The sequence below is a fragment of the Actinomadura vinacea genome (assembly GCF_039532545.1).
In the GTDB taxonomy this organism is placed as follows: Bacteria; Actinomycetota; Actinomycetes; order Streptosporangiales; family Streptosporangiaceae; genus Spirillospora; species Spirillospora vinacea.
This window is the reverse complement of record NZ_BAAARW010000002.1, coordinates 424,415-440,912: the sequence shown is the minus strand read 5'-3', so window position 1 is coordinate 440,912 and position 16,498 is coordinate 424,415. Positions and strand designations below refer to the sequence as shown.

Genomic DNA, 16,498 nt, shown 5'->3' with positions numbered 1-16,498 from the left:
CCGGTCAGCGCTGGACGGCGGGGTAGTACGCCTCGGCGGCGGTCTCCTCGTCCTCGCGGTCGGCGCCCCAGCGGCGCGGCGCCCACGTCGGCATCAGCAGCGCGAAGCCCATCATCGCGTAGATCCCCGAGCCCAGCAGCATGCGCAGGCCGAAGTCCAGGTCGCCGGCCGGCGGCACCTTGGCGGGCAGGTCCAGCACCCGGCCGGGGTCGATCAGGAAGTAGACCGACAGGCCCAGCAGCGCCAGCGCGGGGACCAGCGACACCAGCGGGGAGGCCCAGCGGGCCACGATGATCACGCCGGTGACCAGGCCCACCGCGGCCAGCAGCGCGAACGCCCCGTACATCCGGGTGCTGTCGGTGATCTCCTGCCCCGCCCCGTCGAAGGACTGCCCGGCCTGGACGTAGCCCCAGGCCGCCCCGTACGCGAGCGCGGGGGTCAGCAGGACGCCGAGCAGAAAACCGAACGCGTGGCGCACCGGGCATCACATCCCATCGCAGGAGCCCGCACCCTGCCGCGCGGGCGGCCGTATCAACCCCATCACAGCATGCGATTCCCGTACGTCGCAGCACTTCCGTCTTTATCACATTGAGTCGCGCTCTTGACGGCAAAGGCGCCACAGACCCGCGTCCGCTTCCGACCACTCCTGCAGGTGAACTGGCCGAATGCATGAAACGTCCCACACAGCAAGATCACAGAGGGTGGATCGGGGAGCCGGTCCGCTCGCCCCGTCCCGCCGTGCGCATGGGCCGTCAGGCTCCGCCGGCGGGGCCGGTGGCGGCGGCGACGACCATGAGCTGGGGGACGGAATGGTCCGATTGGACGAGCACGTGAGGCCGGAACAGGACCACGGCACGGCTCCGGGCGGCCCGTTCGCGCCCGGGGCGGCGCTCACCCGCGCGCTGGACCGGGGCACCGACGGCCTGGTGATCGCGTTCGCGCTCTGGACCCTGGTGTACCACGCGGGCCTGCTGGTCCGGCCGCCCACCTGGGTGCTGCTGGCCGTCTGGGCCGTCGCGACGGCCGCCGCCGGAGCCGGGTACGTGCTGTGGCGGCGTTCGAGGGCGGGCCGCGGCGCCGTGGACGCGGGCGGCACGGGCGCTCCCGCGGATCGCGGGCTATGGCGCGACTCCCCCGTCCGGACCTGGGCCGGGGTGCCGCGCCTGGTGCCCGCGGTCGCCCTGCTGGCGGGGGTGGGCGCGGGCACGTCGGCCGGCCTGCACGAGGCCGGCGTGCCGTGGTGGTGCACCTGGTCCCTCGGGCTGATCAGCGTGGCCGCGACCGCGTACGGGGTGCTCCGCCTCGGCCGCGCCCCCGGCACGGCCGAGGACGCCGGCGCTCCGCCGCGGGAGCGCCCCGGGGACTCGTCCGGGAACTCGTTCGGGGACAGGTGGGGCTCGCTGGTCGCGTTCGCGACCGCGGGCGCGTTCGCGGCGGCTTCCTGGTTCATGGTCAACCCCGACGGGGACGACGCCTACTTCGTGTCCCGCTCGGTGGCGGCCGGGACCGACGGACGGATCCCGCAGCACGACGTCATCTTCTCCACCGGGTCCTTCGGGCCGATCGCGGGCGAGCCGCCGGTCTCCTCGGTCGAGGTGCTCGCCGGAGCGCTGGCCCGGCTCACCGGCGTCCACCCCACCTCGTTCCTCTGGTACGCGGTGCTGCCCGCCGTCACGTTCGTCGCGGTGTGGGCGCTGTGGCGGCTGGTACGGGAGTGGGCGCCGCGCTGGGCCCTGGCCTGCTTCGTCGCGGCCACCGCCTACCTGCTGTGGTCGGGTGTGGGCCAGGCGTCGCTGGGCTCCTTCCACCTGCTCCGGATGTGGCAGGGCAAGGCGATGATGGTCTCGATCATGGTGCCGCTGCTGTACGTCCACCTGACCCGCTGGGCGGAGCGGCGCACCGCCGGCGGGCTGGTCCTGCTCACCGCCGCCGGGGTCGCCGCGGTGGGGCTGTCGTCGTCGGCGACCCTGGTGGTGCCGCTGGTCACCGTCGCCGCGGCCGCGCCGCTCGTGCTCAGCGGGCGCGTCCGGACCGGCGCCGCCGCGTGCGCGGCCATGGTCTACCCGCTGGCGGCGGGCCTGGCGGTGGTGGTGCTGCACCACGACACCAGCGTCGTCGGGCCGTTCACCGACGCACCCGTCAGCTACTCGTGGGTCCTGCTGAGCGCGACGATGGGGGTGCTGACCGGCTGCGCGCTGTGGGCCGGGTCGCGGACGGCCCGGCCCGGCGTCCCGTCCTTGATCACGGCGGGGGTGGCAGGGGTGGCGACGCTGCTGCTCGTGCCGGGCGTGCTGGACGTCATCGCCGACGCCACCGGCGCGGCCCAGGTCATGTGGCGCACGATGTGGGTGGTGCCGGCGCCGGCGCTGGTCGGGCTGCTGGCCGCGGTCCGCCCGCCGGAGGGGCTGCGGCCGGCCGCGGCTCGCGGCGATCTCGCCCGCGCGCTCCCGGCCGCCGTCCCGGTCGCGCTGTGCGCGGCGATGGTCGTCGGGGGCGTGCCGCTGTGGTCCGGCCAGAACGGGACGACGGTGACGCACCGGCCGGCCTGGAAGTTCCCCCAGCGCAACCTGTCCACCGCCCTGGCCGTCGTCCGGGCAGGCCGGGCCCACGATCCGGGACGGCCGCAGGTGGTGCTGATGCCGCAGCAGTACATGCGCGCGGTGCCGCTCCTGTCGACCAGGGACCACGCGATCAACCCCAACAGCCACTATCTGAGGCTGCTCCCCGCCCCCCGCGCCTTCATCGACGACCGCCTGCTGCTGACGACGCTGGTCACCTCGCCCCAGGCGGCCGACCCGTCCGCGGCCGAGACCCGCGCGGCGCTGCGCCGGACCGGGGTGACCGCCGCGTGCGCGCGGCGGTCGGACCAGGACGGGCTGCGCCTTCTGGAGGCCGCGGGCTACGGGAACCGGTCCCGCGTCGGCAAGCTGACCTGCGTCTTCCCGGGACGTACCTGACCCGGGATCGACGCTCTGGCACCAGTTCCAGGATGGAAGTCCGTTTTGGAGGCGTTTGTCGGGGCATCGGCGGTGCATCGTCCAGTCGCACAACGCACGCACTGGATCACAGGCACTGGGAGGAAGAATGTCGACCATCCTCATGGTCGTCCTCGCCGTAGTGATCGTCGCGCTGGTGGCCGGGGCCGGGTACCTGCTGTGGTCCCGGGCCCGCACCCGGCGGCTCCGGCAGCGCTTCGGCCCCGAGTACGACCGCGCCGTGGAGCAGCACGGCGACCGCTCCGCCGCCGAACGCGAGCTGATGACCCGCCAGCGGCGCCACGACGAGCTGGACCTGCGCGAGCTGGAGCCGCGGCAGCGCGAGCGCTACCGCGAGCAGTGGGAGCACGTCCAGGAGCAGTTCGTGGACACCCCCAAGGACGCCGTCGAGCAGGCCGACCGCCTGGTGATGGTCGTCATGGGGGACCGCGGCTACCCGACCCGGGACTTCGAGGACCGGGTCGAGCACCTGTCGGTCGAGCACGGCCGCACGCTGGACCACTACCGGCGCGGGCACGACATCAGCGCCCGCGCGTCCCGCGACGAGGCCGGCACCGAGGATCTGCGCCAGGCGATGGTGCACTACCGCGCGCTCTTCGACGAGCTGCTGCTGGTGCCCGCGGGAGGGCGTTCCGGAGACACGCCGGTGCCGGGGCACCACACCGGCCGCAAGGCGCACGGGAGCTGAGCCGCCATGCCCACCATGAATCCAGAACCGAACACACCGTCCGATCCCCTGCACCGGCCCCCGGACGAGGACAGGCGCGTCGCCGGCCGTCCGGCGGGCGTGCCCGAGGCCTCGGCCGAGCAGACCGCGCCTGACGCGCACGTCCCGGGTGAGGAACTCGCCGGGCCGCCGCCCGCGTCCGCGGCCCCGCCCGGAGCCCCCGAGCCCGAGGCGCGCGAGCCCGCGAACCACCGGGCCGGGGTCTCCGAGCCCACGGACCACGGGCCCGCCGGCCACCTCGAGCGGCTGCTGGACGCCGGCGCGGCCGACCGGTTCCGCCGCCGCTGGCGGGAGATCCAGACCGACTTCGTCGACGACCCCGTCCGGGCCGTCCACGGGGCCGACGAGCTGGCGGCCGAGGTCGTGAACGCGATCGGCCGGGCCCTGGCCGACCGCAAGCGTGCCCTGGAGGAGTCGCAGCCCGCGGACGCGGACGGCGCGCCGGGCACGGCGCCCGGCACCGCACCGGACACCGAGCGGCTCCGGCAGGCGCTCCGCGGCTACCGCGAGCTCGTCGACCGGCTCCTCGACACCTGAGGTCGCGGACCGGCCCCGGCCCGGCCCGGCGACGGCGTTTCCCGCGTTCGGCCACCAGCGGGCCCGCCCGCTGTGTAGGTTGTGCGATCGCAATGATCACCTACGGGCGGGGGAACGGGAATGTCGCCTTGGGCCGAGCTGGTCGCGGCGCTGCGGGAGGACGAACCCGCCGCCGTCCGGCCGCCGCTGCACCGCGTCGCCGAGCTGGAGCCCGGCCGCGTGGACGCCGCGCTCGACCACGTCCACCGGGCCGCCATGGACCGCTACCGGGACGGGCGGCCCGGTGAGGCGAGGGCGCTGTTCGAGCTGAACGTCGAGTTCGGCGGCGAGCCCGGCCGCGCGGTGCGGGCCGGCTGGGCGCGGATCGGCCTGGCCGCGATCGCCGCCGACGAGGGCGACCTGCCCGAGGCCGAACGGCTGGCGCTGGCCGCGACCGGAAGCGGCGATCCGGAGCTGACCGGCGTGGCGTGGGAGCACCTGCGGGCCCTGCGCCTGCGCAAGAACGACACCGCCAGCGCCGCCGAGGCCGCCCGCCGGGCGCTGGACTCCGGCCACCCGGAGAGCGCGGCCGCCGCGGCCGCCTGGCTCGCCGCCGCGCCGGAGCGGGCCCGGTCCTGAAGGTGGCCCGCGCCGCCCCCCGGGGTGAATACTGAACGCCATTCGGCAGGCGTACGAACCGGAGGATCGACGTGTCCGACTTCACGATGACCATCGGCGGGCGGGCCGTGACCGCGCCGCGCACGTTCGGCGTGATCAACCCGGCGACCGGGGAGGTGGCCGAGCAGGCGCCCGACTGCGGCCCCGAGCAGCTCGACGAGGCGATGACCGCCGCCCGGGACGCGCTGCCCGAATGGCGCGCGGACGAGGCCGCGCGGCGCAAGGCCCTCCAGGCCGCCGCCGACCTGCTGTTCGCCAGGTCGGAGGAGATCGGCCGGGTCCTCACCCTGGAGCAGGGCAAGCCGCTGAAGGACGCCACCACGGAGGTCCTCGGCGCCGGGGTCTGGCTGAAGTACTTCGCCGACCTGGAGCTGCCCCGCGAGGTGATCCAGGACGACGACAAGGCGCTGGTCGAGGTCGTCCGCCGCCCGATGGGCGTGGTCGCGGCGATCACCCCGTGGAACTATCCGCTGCTGCTGGCGATCTGGAAGCTGGCACCCGCCCTGCTGGCCGGGAACACGATGGTCCTCAAGCCGTCGCCGTTCACCCCGCTGTCCAGCCTCAAGCTGGGCGAGGCGCTGCGCGGGGTGCTGCCGGACGGGGTGCTCAACGTGGTCACCGGCGGCGACGGGCTGGGCGCCTGGATGACCGGGCACGAGATCCCCCGCAAGATCAGCTTCACCGGCAGCGTGGCCACCGGCAAGCGGGTGGCCGCGGCCGCCGCCCCCGACCTCAAGCGGGTGACGCTCGAGCTGGGCGGCAACGACCCGGCGATCCTGCTCGACGACGCCGACCCGGCGGTGGTGGCCGACAAGCTGTTCCGCGCCGCGTTCACCAACAACGGCCAGGTCTGCTCGGCGATCAAGCGGGTGTACGTCCCCGAGTCGCTGTACGGCGACGTGGTCGACGCGCTGGCCGACCGGGCCGCGGCGGCGAAGGTCGGCGACGGCATGACCGAGGGCGTGCAGTACGGCCCGATCAACAACCGGCCGCAGTTCGAGCGGGTGGGCGAGCTGGTCGCCGACGCGCTCGCGGGCGGCGCGCGGGCCGCGGCCGGCGGCAAGCCGATCGACGGCCCCGGCTACTTCTTCGAGCCGACCGTTCTCGCCGACGTCGCCGACGGCACCCGGATCGTCGACGAGGAGCAGTTCGGCCCCGCCCTGCCGGTGATCAAGTACCGCGACCTGGACGAGGCCCTCGCCCGCGCCAACGGCACCCACTTCGGGCTGTCCGGCTCGGTCTGGGGCGCCGACGCCGACCGGGCCGCCGAGGTCGCCGGGCGGCTGGAGTGCGGGACCGCCTGGGTGAACACCCACCTGGCGCTGGCCCCGCACCAGCCGTTCGGCGGGTTCAAGTGGAGCGGCGTGGGCGTCGAGAACGGCACGTGGGGCCTGTACGGCTTCACCGAGATCCAGGTGCTCCACCGCGCCAAGAGCTGATCGTTCCCCACGCCCGCACCGAGCGCGTTCCCACGGGCGGCGGGCCCCGGCCGGATCACGGGATGATCCGGCCGGGGCCCGCCGCCCGTATTCATGCGCAGAAGGTCACGACTTCGAGTCCGGAAAGTGATAGGGCCAATACTGGTGAATAACCATGGAAATGCGACACTCTCTGCGCGGGGCAGCAACCACCACATCCCCGACAGTGGAGGGCGCCGGATGCAGACCTGGGACGTCTTGCGCCAGGACGACAACGGCAACGAGTTCCACATGGCGACGCACGAGTCCCGGGTCTCGGCCCTGGCGCAGGTGCTGGCGATGGAGAGCGGCGTTCCGCACAAGCAGACGTACTGGGTGTCCGGGCCGTCCGGGCCGACCGTCCGCACCAACCGCGAGCTCTACCTGCACTTCCTGCAGCTAGGGCAGGAGGCGCGGGCCGCGTCGTGGTCCCTGTCGGCGTTCCTGCGCGCGCTGTGGAAGGTCAGCGCGCCGCTGTCCGGGCTCGACCGGCTCGAGGCCGACGACGTGGCGGCGATGTTCTCGGCCGCGTCCGGGGTGCCGCCCGCCGAGTTCGACCCGGCGTGGAGCACCAAGGACCTGTCGCTGCCGGGTGACGAGCCCGAGGGATACGCCGACTGGGAGCGCGTGATCCTCTCCCAGCTCGCCGACCTGGAGGACTTCCTGACCCACCCGCCGGGCCCGCGGGCCCGCTTCGGCGTGGACGCGCCGCGCCCGCCCGGCACGGGCCTGCGCGCGACCCCGCGCCGCTGGTACAACTTCGACCCGGCGACGTACCTGGAGTGCGCGGTGGCCGGGAGCCTGGGCGGCTGGGACGCCGACGACGGCGCCCGGATACCGCTGCCCACCGCCGACGACGCTCCGCAGCCCCGCTCCTACGTCCGCGACATCGCCACCATGAGCTGGGCGGATCTGGCCCGGATCGCGGTGTGCGGCCAGATCTACGAGTGATCCCGCTCCGGGTCCCGGAACGGGAACGGGCCTTGCCCTCCCCCGCCCCATTGTCCCCAGCCGACAACGAGCCCCCGCCGAGGTGACGGAAGGCGTGCGCGGGGTAACCATCCGGGTATGCCGCGTCTGATCCTGCTCGGCGTCGGGGCGGCGGGCTCGCCCCGGTTCGCCCCGGCGGGCCTGCTCATCGAGTACGGCCACACCCGGGTCGGGATCGACGGCGGCGCGGGCTCCGAGCCGCCCGAGACCGTCGACGCCTGGCTCGTGCGCGAGGGCGGCGCGCACGCCGACCTGCGCCGGATCGCCCGGGAGACGGGCATGTGCGAGCCCGCCGTGGCGCCCTTCCGGCACGGGCCGCTGCACGTCGACCCGCTCCCGGCGGGCGCCGGCGTGTACGGCTACCGGATCGTGTCCGGCCACCGCACCGCCGTCTGGGCGCCGGAGTTCACCGCGTTCCCGGACTGGGCCGGGCACGCCGACCTGGCGTTCGCCGGCACCGGGCCCGACCTCGCCGCGACCGCGGCGGCCGCGCGCAGGCTGGAGGTGCGGCGCCTGGTGTTCGTGCTCCTGGGCGGCCCCGTCCTCGCGGCGCTGGACGCCGGAACCGATCCGCCGTTCGGGGAATGGGGCGAGGAAGGCGGGCAATACCGGATGTGAGACCGGGCGCGTACCCGCCGTCCCCCCGGAGGTGCCCATGCTCGTCGCCGGACTCGTCCTCCTCATCGCCGGCGCCCTGCTCGCCGTGGCGGCCGACGGGTCGGCCGCCGGAGTCGACCTCACCATCGCGGGCGCGGTCGTCCTGGCCGCCGGGGCGGTGCTGCTGATCACGGGGCTGGCGCGGCGGCGCCGGGCCGCGGGCCGGCGCGGAACGCCCGGCACGCCGTACCGCACCGGCAAGGGCAAGCTCCTCACCATGGCCGCCGCCGTGGTCTACATCGTGTCGCCGATCGACCTGGTCCCCGACGTGCTGCTGCCGGTCGGGGTGGTGGACGACGCCGGCGCGCTGCTGTGGCTGGTGTTCGCCGTCGGGCAGGAGCTGGCGCGCCGGCGGTCCCGGCCGCTCACCCGTGGCTGACCCCGCCGCCGAGGTTCATCACCACCACCCCGACGACCACGATCACCGCGCCCGCGATGGTGAGCGGGCGGACCGGCTCGTCGAACAGCAGCACCCCGCCGATGAACGCCCCGACGGTGCCCAGCGCCGACCAGATCGCGTAGACCGGGCCGACGTTGAGCGACGTCAGCGCCTTGGCCATCAGCGCGAACGACACCAGGTAGCCCAGCACCACGACCACCGAGGGCCCGAGCTTGGACAGCCCCTCGGAGGCGCGCAGCGACAGGGTGGCGGTGACCTCGAACAGGATGGCGAGGGCGAGCAGGACGTACGGCATCGGCGGTCTCCTTCGGCGGACGGACGCGGCGGCGCGGAGGGTCGGGGCGCGTACGTTCACTATGCGGCGGCGATCGCCTCGAAGACCTTCATATCGGCCGCCCAGTCCGTGCCCGGCCGGGGCCAGTGCAGCGCGACCTCGTCGAAACCCAGCTCGGCGTAGCGGCCCGCCAGGTCGGCGAACGCCTCCGGCGACGCCAGCCACGGTTCGTCGGTGAAGCCGGTGAGGAACAGCCGGCGGATCCCGGCGAAGTCGCGGCCCTCCGCCTCGCAGGCGGCGCGCAGCCCGTCGAGCTGCTCCCGGACGACCCGCTCGGGGTCTACGCCGTCGCGGCGGCCGTTGGTGACCCATCCGGCGCCGTGCCGGGCGGCCAGCCGCAGCCCCTTCGGCCCGGTCGCGGCGATCACGAACGGCACCCGCGGGCGCTGCACGCAGCCGGGTTCGGTGACGACCTCGCGGGCCGAGTAGTAGGCGCCCTCGGCCGTCGTCCCGGGCCCGGTGAGCAGCCGGTCGAGCAGGCCGACCCATTCGGCGAAGCGGTCGGCGCGCCCGCGCGGCGTCCACTCCTCGCCGCCGAGGATGCCGCCGTCGGAGGTGCGGTTGGCGCCGCCGGAGCCGATGCCCAGCGTGAGCCGCCCGCCGCTCACGTGGTCGATGGTCTTGACCGCGTGCGCGGTCGGCACGGGGTGCCGGAAGTTGGGCGAGGTGACCAGGGTGCCGAGCCGGACCCGGGAGGTCACCGCCGCGGCGGCGGCCAGCGTCGTGTACGCGTCGTACCAGGGCGTGCTGCCCCGCCAGGCCATGTGGTCGTACACCCAGGCGGTGTGGAAACCGAGGTCCTCGGCCCGGCGCCACAGCTCCCCGGCCTCGGGCCACGACTCGGTCGGCCACATCACGGTGCTGATCTTCATGGTCCCATCCCACCACCCCCGGGGCGGCGGATCCACTCGCGCAGCGCCCACCACCAGTGCGCGGCGTGCGCGACCGCACCGGCCGGGGACGCGGCAGGGGCGAGGGATCCGCCGGTCAGCTCGTGGAAGCGCCGCACCCGGTACTTGACGGTGTTGCCGTGGACGTGCAGCGCGGCGGCCGTGGGCTCGATGCGGCCGCCGTGGTCGAGGAAGGCCAGCGCGGTCTCGGCCAGCTCCCGGTGGAAGGGGTCGTCGGGGTCCAGTCCGTCCAGCAGCCGGGCGGCCAGCAGCCTGCCCAGCTCGGCCTCCCCCTCGGCGGCGGTGAGCAGCGCGAGATCGGTGAGCGGCCGAAGCCCGGTCAGCCCGGAGGCGGTGCCGGCCCGCAGCGCGCGGCGGCCCAGCCGGTACAGCGGGGCGATCGCGGCGGGCCGCGCCGCGGGCGAGGCCACCAGCAGCGGGACCCCGGAGGGGCGGTGCGCCCGGTCCCCGGCCAGGTCGGGCAGCCGGGCGGGGTCGGGCAGCCGGGCCACCAGCGCGGCCAGGCGCCCGTCCACCAGCCCGCACAGCGCCGGGCCCGCCGAGGTCAGCGCCACCTCCAGCCTGCCAGCTACGGCGGGGTCGCTGATGTCGGACACCACGCAGTGGTACGGCTCGCCGGGGTCGAGCGGGGCCAGCACGGTCGGCGGCTCCCCGTGCAGCAGCTGCCGCAGCATCTGGACGTGGGTGTCGCGGGCCGTGCGGGCCATCTCCAGCTCGGCGATCCGGTGCGCGTGGACCATCCGGTGCACCAGCGCGGTGGTGATCGCGTCGATCCGGGTGACGCCGTCCAGCAGCAGGTCGGCGGGCACCCGCAGCCGCCGGCCCTGCTCGATCAGCAGGCCGACCAGGTGCGCGCGGCCGGCCTGGAAGCCGTCCAGCAGCGCGGCGACCGGGACGCCCTGGCGGGCCCGGTCCGAGCCGAGCCGCTCCGCGGCGGCCAGCGCGTCCTCGCCCGGCTCGCCGTCCTCGCGCAGCGCCGCCACCACGCCCCGGACCAGGGCGCGGGTGTGCCGCCGGGTCTCCTCCTCGGGCAGCGCCGCGACCAGGTCGGACCTGTCGCGGGCGGCCCGCACGGTCGACTCCAGCAGCTCGGGGTCCTCGGCGTGGTCGGCCACCAACCGCAGGAAGCCCTCGACCTCCGCCATCGCCCCTCCGACAGGGTTGTCCCGACCGGACAATCACCGCCATGCCCCTTGGCCCCGACCAGCCTAGACCAGCCCGCCGCCGGTGGGGTTCGGTGTCGGTAGGAAGGAGCCGCCCCCATGTCCAACGAAGAGAAGTTCCTCGACAAGCTCGCGACCGACCTGATCTTCCGGCTGCCGCCGACGTTCGAGACCGCGGCGGAGGAGCGCCGGCACCGCAAGGAGCGGCTGGCGGCCGCGCTGCGGATCTTCGGCAGGTTCGGCTTCGAGGAGGGCGTGGCCGGGCACATCACCGCCCGCGACCCCGAGCACACCGACCATTTCTGGGTCAACCCGTTCGGGATGTCGTTCAAGCACATCAAGGTCAGCGACCTGATCCTGGTCAACCACCAGGGGCAGGTCGTCGAGGGCCGCTACCCGGTCAACGAGGCGGCCTTCGCCATCCACTCGCAGGTGCACCAGGCGCGTCCCGGCGTGGTGGCCGCCGCGCACAGCCACTCCACGCACGGCAGGGCGATCTCGGCGCTCGGGCAGAAGCTGGAACCGATCACCCAGGACGTGTGCGCGTTCTACCAGGACCACGGGCTGTTCGACGACTACACCGGCGTCGTCACCGACCTGGAGGAGGGCAAGCGCATCGCGGCGGCGCTGGGCGACCACAAGGCGGTCATCCTGCGCAACCACGGGCTGCTCACCGTCGGCGACACGGTGGACGCCGCGGCCTGGTGGTTCATCACCATGGAGCGCTCGTGCCAGGTGCAGCTGCTGGCCAAGGCGGCCGGGCAGGTGGTGCCGATCGAGCACGAGAACGCGGTGCTGACCCACCAGCAGATCGGCAACGACCTGGTCGGGTGGATCAACTACCAGCCGCTGTTCGACCAGATCTCACGCGAGCAGCCCGACCTGTTCGAGTGATCCCGGAGACGCGCGGGCGGGGGCGCGGCCTTCGGGACGGGCGTCACGCGCCGCCCGCCGCCGATTCTCGCACTCTCCGCGACCATGCGAAATGATCGGCGCATGGCATTGCGGGTGGCACTCATCGGTTACGGCACCGGCGGCGCGGTGTTCCACGCACCGCTCATCGACTCGGTGCCCGGCCTGCGGCTCTCCGCCGTCGTGACCGGCGACCCCGAACGGCAGGAGGCCGTGCGGCGCCGGTACCCGGAGACCACGGTCCTGGACCGCGCCGACCGGCTGTGGGAGACCCCGGAGGAGCACGACCTCGTCGTGGTCGCCGCGCCGAACCGGCAGCACGTCCCCCTCGCCCGCACGGCGCTGACCTCCGGCATCCCGGTCGTGGTGGACAAGCCGGTCGCCGCGTCGGCCGCCGAGGCCCGCTCCCTGGCCGCGCTGGCGGCCGTCCGCGGGCTGCCCGTCATCCCGTTCCACAACCGGCGCTGGGACGGCGACTTCCGCACCGTCCGGCGGCTCGTCGGCGACGGCGCCCTCGGCACCGTGCGGCGCTTCGAGTCCCGCTTCGAACGCTGGCGCCCCGAGGTCGCGGGCGGCTGGAAGGAGAGCACCGACCCGCTCGACGCCGGCGGCATCCTCTACGACCTGGGCTCCCACCTCGTCGACCAGGCGATCACGCTGTTCGGCCGGCCTCGCGACGTCTACGCCGAGATCGACGTCCGCAGGCCGGGCGCCGCCGCGGCCGACGACGTCTTCCTCGCCCTCACCCACGAGGGCGGCGTCCGGTCCCACCTCTGGATGAGCGCGACCGCCGCTCAGCTCGGGCCGCGGTTCCGGGTGCTGGGCTCGGACGCCGCGTACACCGTGTCCGGCATGGACGGCCAGGAGGAGGCGCTGCGCGCGGGCCTCACCCCCAAGGACGCCGGCTGGGGGCAGGCTCCGCCCGAGGCGTACGGGCGCCTGGGCACGCTCATCGCCGACCGTCCCGAGCCCACCGCCCCCGGCGCGTATCAGCAGTTCTACGCCGAGGTGGCGCGGGCCCTGCGCGGCGACGCCCCTCCCCCGGTCGACCTCGCCGACGCGATCGCCGGCCTGGAGATCATCGAGGCCGCGCTGAGGACCGCGCCGGGGGCGCCCGCCGACGATCAGTAGCGCAGGTCGGCGAGCACGCCGTAGTGGTCGGAGGCGATGACACCGTCCACGGGCTCGGTGCCCAGCAGTTCGCAGTGGACGGGATGCCCGGGCGCCGCGGGCGCCGCCGCCCGCGGCACGAGCAGGGGTATCCGGTATCAGAGCACGGAGACGTGCACGTGGTCGTAGTGGTTCTGGGTGATGCTGCCGCGGTCCTCCATCTGCCGCCAGCCGCCGCTGCCGCGCATGTCGTAGATGCGCTGGCGCCAGATCACGTACTTGATCCCGAGCCGGGAGCCGTTGTCGATCACGTACTGGGCGACGGCGTCGCCGTGGGCGCGGGCCGAGGCGCTGGGCATCCGGCCGGCCGTGCTCTCCATGAAGTCGCAGGCCCGTCCCGAGCCGTGGTCCTGCGGGTCACCGGGACGGGAGCAGCCGATGGTGGGGAACGCGCCGAACTTGCCGTCGATGGCCACCAGCGCGGTGCGCATCCGGGCGGTCATCGAGTTGCCGGTGATGGGCGACTTGGTGCCGCTGGCGCCGTCGGGGCGACCCGCCGAACCGCTGGAGTTCCCGGCCGACGCGGCCGGGCGCTCCGGCTTGTACTTGGCGAGCAGCTTGCGCACCCGCGCCCGCTGGCTCTCGAGGTCCTCGACCTCGCGGCGCACCTGGTCGACCTTGGTGCGCGCCGTCTTCTGCGACTGCGCGGCCTGCGCGGACAGCTTCTCCAGGCTCTGGATCCGGCGTCCGTTGTTCCGGGACAGGTGCTCCATGACCGCGGCGCCGCGCACGGCCGCCTGCGGGTCGTCGGCCGAGATCATCGAGGTGGTGTCCATCTGGCCGGTCATGTACGTGGACGCGGCGATCCTGCTCACGTCGGACCGCGCGACGTCGAACTCCTGGGCGAGCCGCTCGGCGTCCTTGCGGGCACGGTCGGCGGCCTTCTTGGCCTCGTCCAGGGTGATCAGCTCGCCGCGGTACTCCTTGGAGAGCTGGGTGGCGCGCTTCTCTAGCTTGGCGAGCTCCTTGCCGGGATCCTTGGGGGCGGCGGGCACTCCGGCCGCCCCCGCGGCCGCCGGCAGCGTCGCCGAGGCCGCCCCCAGCAGCGCCACCACCGCGAAGCCCCGCGCCGCGCGCACGCGGAACGGGCTCCGCTTCCTGCCGTAAGGATCGAGGGCCGCCACTGATTTCTCCTTAGCACCAACGAGAAGATTGGCGGCACGCTACCACAATCACCCAATTACCCCCGGACAGTCCCGACAACACATAGCGTTACCCATGAACTACCCCGCGCATTTCGGATCACTCGAATGCGCGGGCCCCGATCGCGTCACACGCCCGGCGATAAGGCTTTTGCCGCCCCCACATCACGGCCACATCACGTCCCGTGCAGCACTTCCGCCCGGCGAGGCACGGGCGACGCAGATCACTCTCCGGACCGCGAAGAAGCGCCCGCGGCCGCCCGCGCCACGGACCGATCCCGGATCGCGGACCGGGCGTCAGCGGCGGAAGACCACCACCGGCGAGGACCCGGCATCCTCGCCGCCGTGGACGAAGACGTAGTCGGCGGGCGTGGCCAGCCGGCCCTTGCCGCGCTCGCCGGGCTCACGGGTGCGGACCGCGACCGGGTCCGCCGACAGCACGGCGGCGACGGCCGGAGGACGGAGGCCGAGCGTGATCCCGACGACCGTCCAGGGCAGCACCTGCGCGACCGTACGCCCTGGTGAGCGCTCCCCCGCGGCAACTACCGCCCATCCCCTGATCATGAAGTGATCGGAAAGATATAGCCCACGAAACACCACACTCCCCGCACTCACCATGGCCACTGCAGGGCACTCGGGCATCTTGTGCAAGGCCGGGAATGGGGGCGGCCTTTTGGGGCCGCCCCCAGGGGTTCAGCGGGGGACCAGTTCGTTCCAGTTGGGGACGCGGAGCTTGGTGCGCAGTTGCATGCTCGCCTCCCGCGGTGTGCGATTGCCCTTGCGGTTGTTGCACTTACCACAGGCCAGGACGGTGTTCTCCCAGGTGTCGCCGCCACCCCTCGACTGCGGCAGGACGTGGTCGATGGTGTGACCGTGCTTGCCGCAGTACCCGCACTGCCCACGGTCGCGCAGGTAGACGCCGCGCTTGCTCCACGGCGGGCGCCTGCCGTGCCGCCACCGCATGGCGACGTACCTGACCAGTCTCAGCACCCGCGGCACGGGAAAGCGGCCGATCGTCCGGCCTTCCTCCGCCTCCTCGACGACGGCCACCTCACGCACCAGCATGCGGATGGCGTGCCGCAGGTCCACGTTTTGTAAGGGTTCGTACGAAGCGTTCAGTACGAGCACGTTCATCGGCCACCTCCTCCCGTACCGACCACTCCACCGGCGGGCCGGCGCCCACCCGTCCCAGCAATGGGCGATCGCCCTTAACGGCGCGACGATCACCATTGAACGCGAATGGAATGGTCCGCTAATTTCCCGGCCTCACGGACTTTCCGGAGGCCACCTTCAGAGTGCCGATCTTCGTTGGCCGCGGCAACGCGTTTTTCGGCACGGCGGCGGGCGGAGCGGCAGGTGAGCGGGTGTGCATGGGCGACCTCCGGTGTCGGCTGTCACCAGGGTCGCCGGTGGCGGCGGAAAAGGGAACCGCGGCCTGTCTCGAAGTGGCCTCAGGTACCGCGCGAGACGGTGGGGAGGTCGCGGGTGGCGGCCTGGTACTCGCGGGACTCGCGCTGGCGCCGGAACCCCAGCTCCTCGTTGACGGCGAGCATGTGGGCGTTGTCGCCGACGTTGTCGGTCTCGATCTCGCGGACCTCGGGGCGTTCGGCGGCCAGCCACTCCAGCATGGCGGCCTTGACCCAGATGCCGAGACGCCGGCCGCGGTGCTCGGGGACGACCGCGGTGTCGTACTGGGCGGCGCGTTCGGAGGCCTCCACCGGGACGACGATCTCGGTGAAGCCCGCGACCGTCGAGCCCTGCACGGCCGCGACGGTGTAGAGGTCGTCGCCGCGCTTGGCGACCATCTCGGCCATCTCCCGGACCCGCCCGGCGTTCCACGGCAGGCCCTCGTACTCGGCGAGGTCGGCCATGGCGTGCTTGGCGTGCGCGAGGGCGTCGGCGTACTCGTCGGGCACCGAGCCGCGCCAGCGGGCCAGCCGGTAGCCGGGCGGGCCGGCGGCGACGAGCGCCGGGACGCGGTCGGGCGGCAGGTCGGCCAGGCGCAGCAGCAGGCCGCTGAGGGTCAGCACGCAGACGAAGCCGTGCGACTCCAGGAACGGCACGGCGGGGGTGCGGGCCAGGACCTGGGCGATGACGCTGGTGCGGCCGTCGGCGCGCAGGCCCTCGGCGGCCACCGCCATGAGCCGGGTGCCCAGCCCGCGGCGCCGGTGGGAGGGGCGGACCCTGATGTCGATCTCGCCGGGGCGGTCGGCGCCGGGCCCGCCGGGCAGCCGCAGGGCCGCCACGGCGACCGTCTCGGCTCCCTCGGCGGCCGTCCAGAGGCGCTGGTCCCGCGCGCCCAGCAGATGCTCGGCCGTCTGCGCTCTGACCGGGGCGGGCTCGCCGGCGGGGTCGGCGGCGTGGACGGCCTGGAGCACCGCGTGCCATTGCCCGATCTGCACATCGGTCGGATCATCGAGCGGGATGACGTCCATCTGCCTGTTG

19 protein-coding genes are annotated in these 16,498 nt (G+C 74.1%); 10 read left to right on the top strand and 9 right to left on the bottom strand.

Annotated elements, in window-relative coordinates:
• Window positions 1-4: 4 nt before the first annotated feature.
• Complete coding sequence (locus ABD340_RS03915; protein ID WP_344587010.1) at window positions 5-478, bottom strand: hypothetical protein; 474 nt, start codon at window positions 476-478, stop codon at window positions 5-7.
• A 340-nt stretch (window positions 479-818) separates the two neighbouring features.
• Between ABD340_RS03915 and ABD340_RS03910 the strand changes: the two genes are divergently transcribed.
• From ABD340_RS03910 to ABD340_RS03875, 8 genes are all read left to right on the top strand, one after another.
• Window positions 819-2,957 carry a DUF6077 domain-containing protein gene (locus ABD340_RS03910; protein WP_344587008.1) on the top strand — a complete coding sequence of 713 codons (2,139 nt, stop codon included), beginning with the start codon at window positions 819-821 and terminating at the stop codon, window positions 2,955-2,957.
• Window positions 2,958-3,084: 127 nt separating this feature from the next.
• Window positions 3,085-3,684: a hypothetical protein gene (locus ABD340_RS03905; protein ID WP_344587007.1), complete on the top strand. Its 600-nt coding sequence runs from the start codon at window positions 3,085-3,087 to the stop codon at window positions 3,682-3,684.
• A gap of 15 nt (window positions 3,685-3,699) precedes the next feature.
• Window positions 3,700-4,260, top strand: a complete 561-nt coding sequence (locus tag ABD340_RS03900) for a hypothetical protein (RefSeq protein ID WP_344587006.1) — start codon at window positions 3,700-3,702, stop codon at window positions 4,258-4,260.
• Window positions 4,261-4,380: 120 nt separating this feature from the next.
• Window positions 4,381-4,878, top strand: a complete 498-nt coding sequence (locus ABD340_RS03895; protein WP_344587005.1) for a hypothetical protein — start codon at window positions 4,381-4,383, stop codon at window positions 4,876-4,878.
• A gap of 71 nt (window positions 4,879-4,949) precedes the next feature.
• The gene (locus ABD340_RS03890) at window positions 4,950-6,356 is read left to right on the top strand and encodes an aldehyde dehydrogenase family protein (protein ID WP_344587004.1); all 1,407 of its coding nucleotides are present in this window, start codon (window positions 4,950-4,952) and stop codon (window positions 6,354-6,356) included.
• A 219-nt stretch (window positions 6,357-6,575) separates the two neighbouring features.
• Window positions 6,576-7,325, top strand: coding sequence for a hypothetical protein (locus tag ABD340_RS03885; RefSeq protein WP_344587003.1), 750 nt, complete (start codon window positions 6,576-6,578; stop codon window positions 7,323-7,325).
• Window positions 7,326-7,442: 117 nt separating this feature from the next.
• Window positions 7,443-7,982 (top strand): hypothetical protein, encoded by a 540-nt coding sequence (locus ABD340_RS03880; protein WP_344587002.1) that lies wholly within the window; start codon window positions 7,443-7,445, stop codon window positions 7,980-7,982.
• A 37-nt stretch (window positions 7,983-8,019) separates the two neighbouring features.
• Window positions 8,020-8,400, top strand: a complete 381-nt coding sequence (locus tag ABD340_RS03875) for a YkvA family protein (RefSeq protein ID WP_344587001.1) — start codon at window positions 8,020-8,022, stop codon at window positions 8,398-8,400.
• Here the strand turns inward: ABD340_RS03875 and ABD340_RS03870 are convergent.
• Genes ABD340_RS03870 through ABD340_RS03860 form a run of 3 tightly spaced genes read right to left on the bottom strand, consistent with a single transcriptional unit; the run spans window position 8,387 to window position 10,811 of the window.
• Entirely contained in the window at window positions 8,387-8,716 is a 330-nt protein-coding gene (locus tag ABD340_RS03870) for a DMT family transporter (RefSeq protein WP_344587000.1), read from the bottom strand. The genes ABD340_RS03875 and ABD340_RS03870 overlap by 14 nt on opposite strands.
• A gap of 59 nt (window positions 8,717-8,775) precedes the next feature.
• On the bottom strand, window positions 8,776-9,627 hold the full coding sequence (locus ABD340_RS03865; RefSeq protein ID WP_344586999.1) for an LLM class flavin-dependent oxidoreductase: 852 nt from the start codon (window positions 9,625-9,627) through the stop codon (window positions 8,776-8,778).
• On the bottom strand, window positions 9,624-10,811 hold the full coding sequence (locus ABD340_RS03860; protein WP_344586998.1) for an RsbRD N-terminal domain-containing protein: 1,188 nt from the start codon (window positions 10,809-10,811) through the stop codon (window positions 9,624-9,626). Before ABD340_RS03860 ends, ABD340_RS03865 begins: the two co-directional genes overlap by 4 nt.
• 117 nt (window positions 10,812-10,928) lie before the next feature.
• Here ABD340_RS03860 and ABD340_RS03855 point away from each other — a divergent pair, with 117 nt between their 5' ends.
• Together ABD340_RS03855 and ABD340_RS03850 are read left to right on the top strand one after the other, a co-directional pair.
• Window positions 10,929-11,723, top strand: a complete 795-nt coding sequence (locus ABD340_RS03855; RefSeq protein ID WP_344586997.1) for a class II aldolase/adducin family protein — start codon at window positions 10,929-10,931, stop codon at window positions 11,721-11,723.
• 102 nt (window positions 11,724-11,825) lie between these two features.
• Window positions 11,826-12,872 carry a Gfo/Idh/MocA family oxidoreductase gene (locus ABD340_RS03850; RefSeq protein WP_344586996.1) on the top strand — a complete coding sequence of 349 codons (1,047 nt, stop codon included), beginning with the start codon at window positions 11,826-11,828 and terminating at the stop codon, window positions 12,870-12,872.
• On the opposite strand, the gene ABD340_RS03845 is transcribed toward ABD340_RS03850, so the two are convergent.
• The 5 genes from ABD340_RS03845 to ABD340_RS03825 all read right to left on the bottom strand — a co-directional run bounded on the left by ABD340_RS03845 (window position 12,866) and on the right by ABD340_RS03825 (window position 16,488).
• Entirely contained in the window at window positions 12,866-12,991 is a 126-nt protein-coding gene (locus ABD340_RS03845) for a hypothetical protein (RefSeq protein WP_344586995.1), read from the bottom strand. The two genes, ABD340_RS03850 and ABD340_RS03845, sit on opposite strands and share 7 nt — an antisense overlap.
• Window positions 12,992-13,009: 18 nt before the next feature.
• Complete coding sequence (locus ABD340_RS03840; protein WP_344586994.1) at window positions 13,010-14,035, bottom strand: coiled-coil domain-containing protein; 1,026 nt, start codon at window positions 14,033-14,035, stop codon at window positions 13,010-13,012.
• 315 nt (window positions 14,036-14,350) lie between these two features.
• Window positions 14,351-14,617: a hypothetical protein gene (locus ABD340_RS03835; protein ID WP_344586993.1), complete on the bottom strand. Its 267-nt coding sequence runs from the start codon at window positions 14,615-14,617 to the stop codon at window positions 14,351-14,353.
• Window positions 14,618-14,746: 129 nt separating this feature from the next.
• Window positions 14,747-15,187, bottom strand: a complete 441-nt coding sequence (locus ABD340_RS03830; protein WP_344586992.1) for an HNH endonuclease — start codon at window positions 15,185-15,187, stop codon at window positions 14,747-14,749.
• Between the two features lie 317 nt (window positions 15,188-15,504).
• Window positions 15,505-16,488, bottom strand: coding sequence for a GNAT family N-acetyltransferase (locus ABD340_RS03825; protein ID WP_344586991.1), 984 nt, complete (start codon window positions 16,486-16,488; stop codon window positions 15,505-15,507).
• Window positions 16,489-16,498 lie beyond the last annotated feature (10 nt).

Coding starts and splice junctions, on each gene's coding strand:
- ABD340_RS03855 (WP_344586997.1), top strand. CDS start 10,929: ATGTCCAACGAAGAGAAGTTCCTCGACAAGCTCGCGACCGACCTGATC.
- ABD340_RS03900 (WP_344587006.1), top strand. CDS start 3,700: ATGAATCCAGAACCGAACACACCGTCCGATCCCCTGCACCGGCCCCCG.
- ABD340_RS03835 (WP_344586993.1), bottom strand. CDS start 14,617: ATGATCAGGGGATGGGCGGTAGTTGCCGCGGGGGAGCGCTCACCAGGG.
- ABD340_RS03860 (WP_344586998.1), bottom strand. CDS start 10,811: ATGGCGGAGGTCGAGGGCTTCCTGCGGTTGGTGGCCGACCACGCCGAG.
- ABD340_RS03895 (WP_344587005.1), top strand. CDS start 4,381: ATGTCGCCTTGGGCCGAGCTGGTCGCGGCGCTGCGGGAGGACGAACCC.
- ABD340_RS03870 (WP_344587000.1), bottom strand. CDS start 8,716: ATGCCGTACGTCCTGCTCGCCCTCGCCATCCTGTTCGAGGTCACCGCC.
- ABD340_RS03885 (WP_344587003.1), top strand. CDS start 6,576: ATGCAGACCTGGGACGTCTTGCGCCAGGACGACAACGGCAACGAGTTC.
- ABD340_RS03865 (WP_344586999.1), bottom strand. CDS start 9,627: ATGAAGATCAGCACCGTGATGTGGCCGACCGAGTCGTGGCCCGAGGCC.
- ABD340_RS03825 (WP_344586991.1), bottom strand. CDS start 16,488: ATGGACGTCATCCCGCTCGATGATCCGACCGATGTGCAGATCGGGCAA.
- ABD340_RS03850 (WP_344586996.1), top strand. CDS start 11,826: ATGGCATTGCGGGTGGCACTCATCGGTTACGGCACCGGCGGCGCGGTG.
- ABD340_RS03830 (WP_344586992.1), bottom strand. CDS start 15,187: ATGAACGTGCTCGTACTGAACGCTTCGTACGAACCCTTACAAAACGTG.
- ABD340_RS03880 (WP_344587002.1), top strand. CDS start 7,443: ATGCCGCGTCTGATCCTGCTCGGCGTCGGGGCGGCGGGCTCGCCCCGG.
- ABD340_RS03875 (WP_344587001.1), top strand. CDS start 8,020: ATGCTCGTCGCCGGACTCGTCCTCCTCATCGCCGGCGCCCTGCTCGCC.
- ABD340_RS03905 (WP_344587007.1), top strand. CDS start 3,085: ATGTCGACCATCCTCATGGTCGTCCTCGCCGTAGTGATCGTCGCGCTG.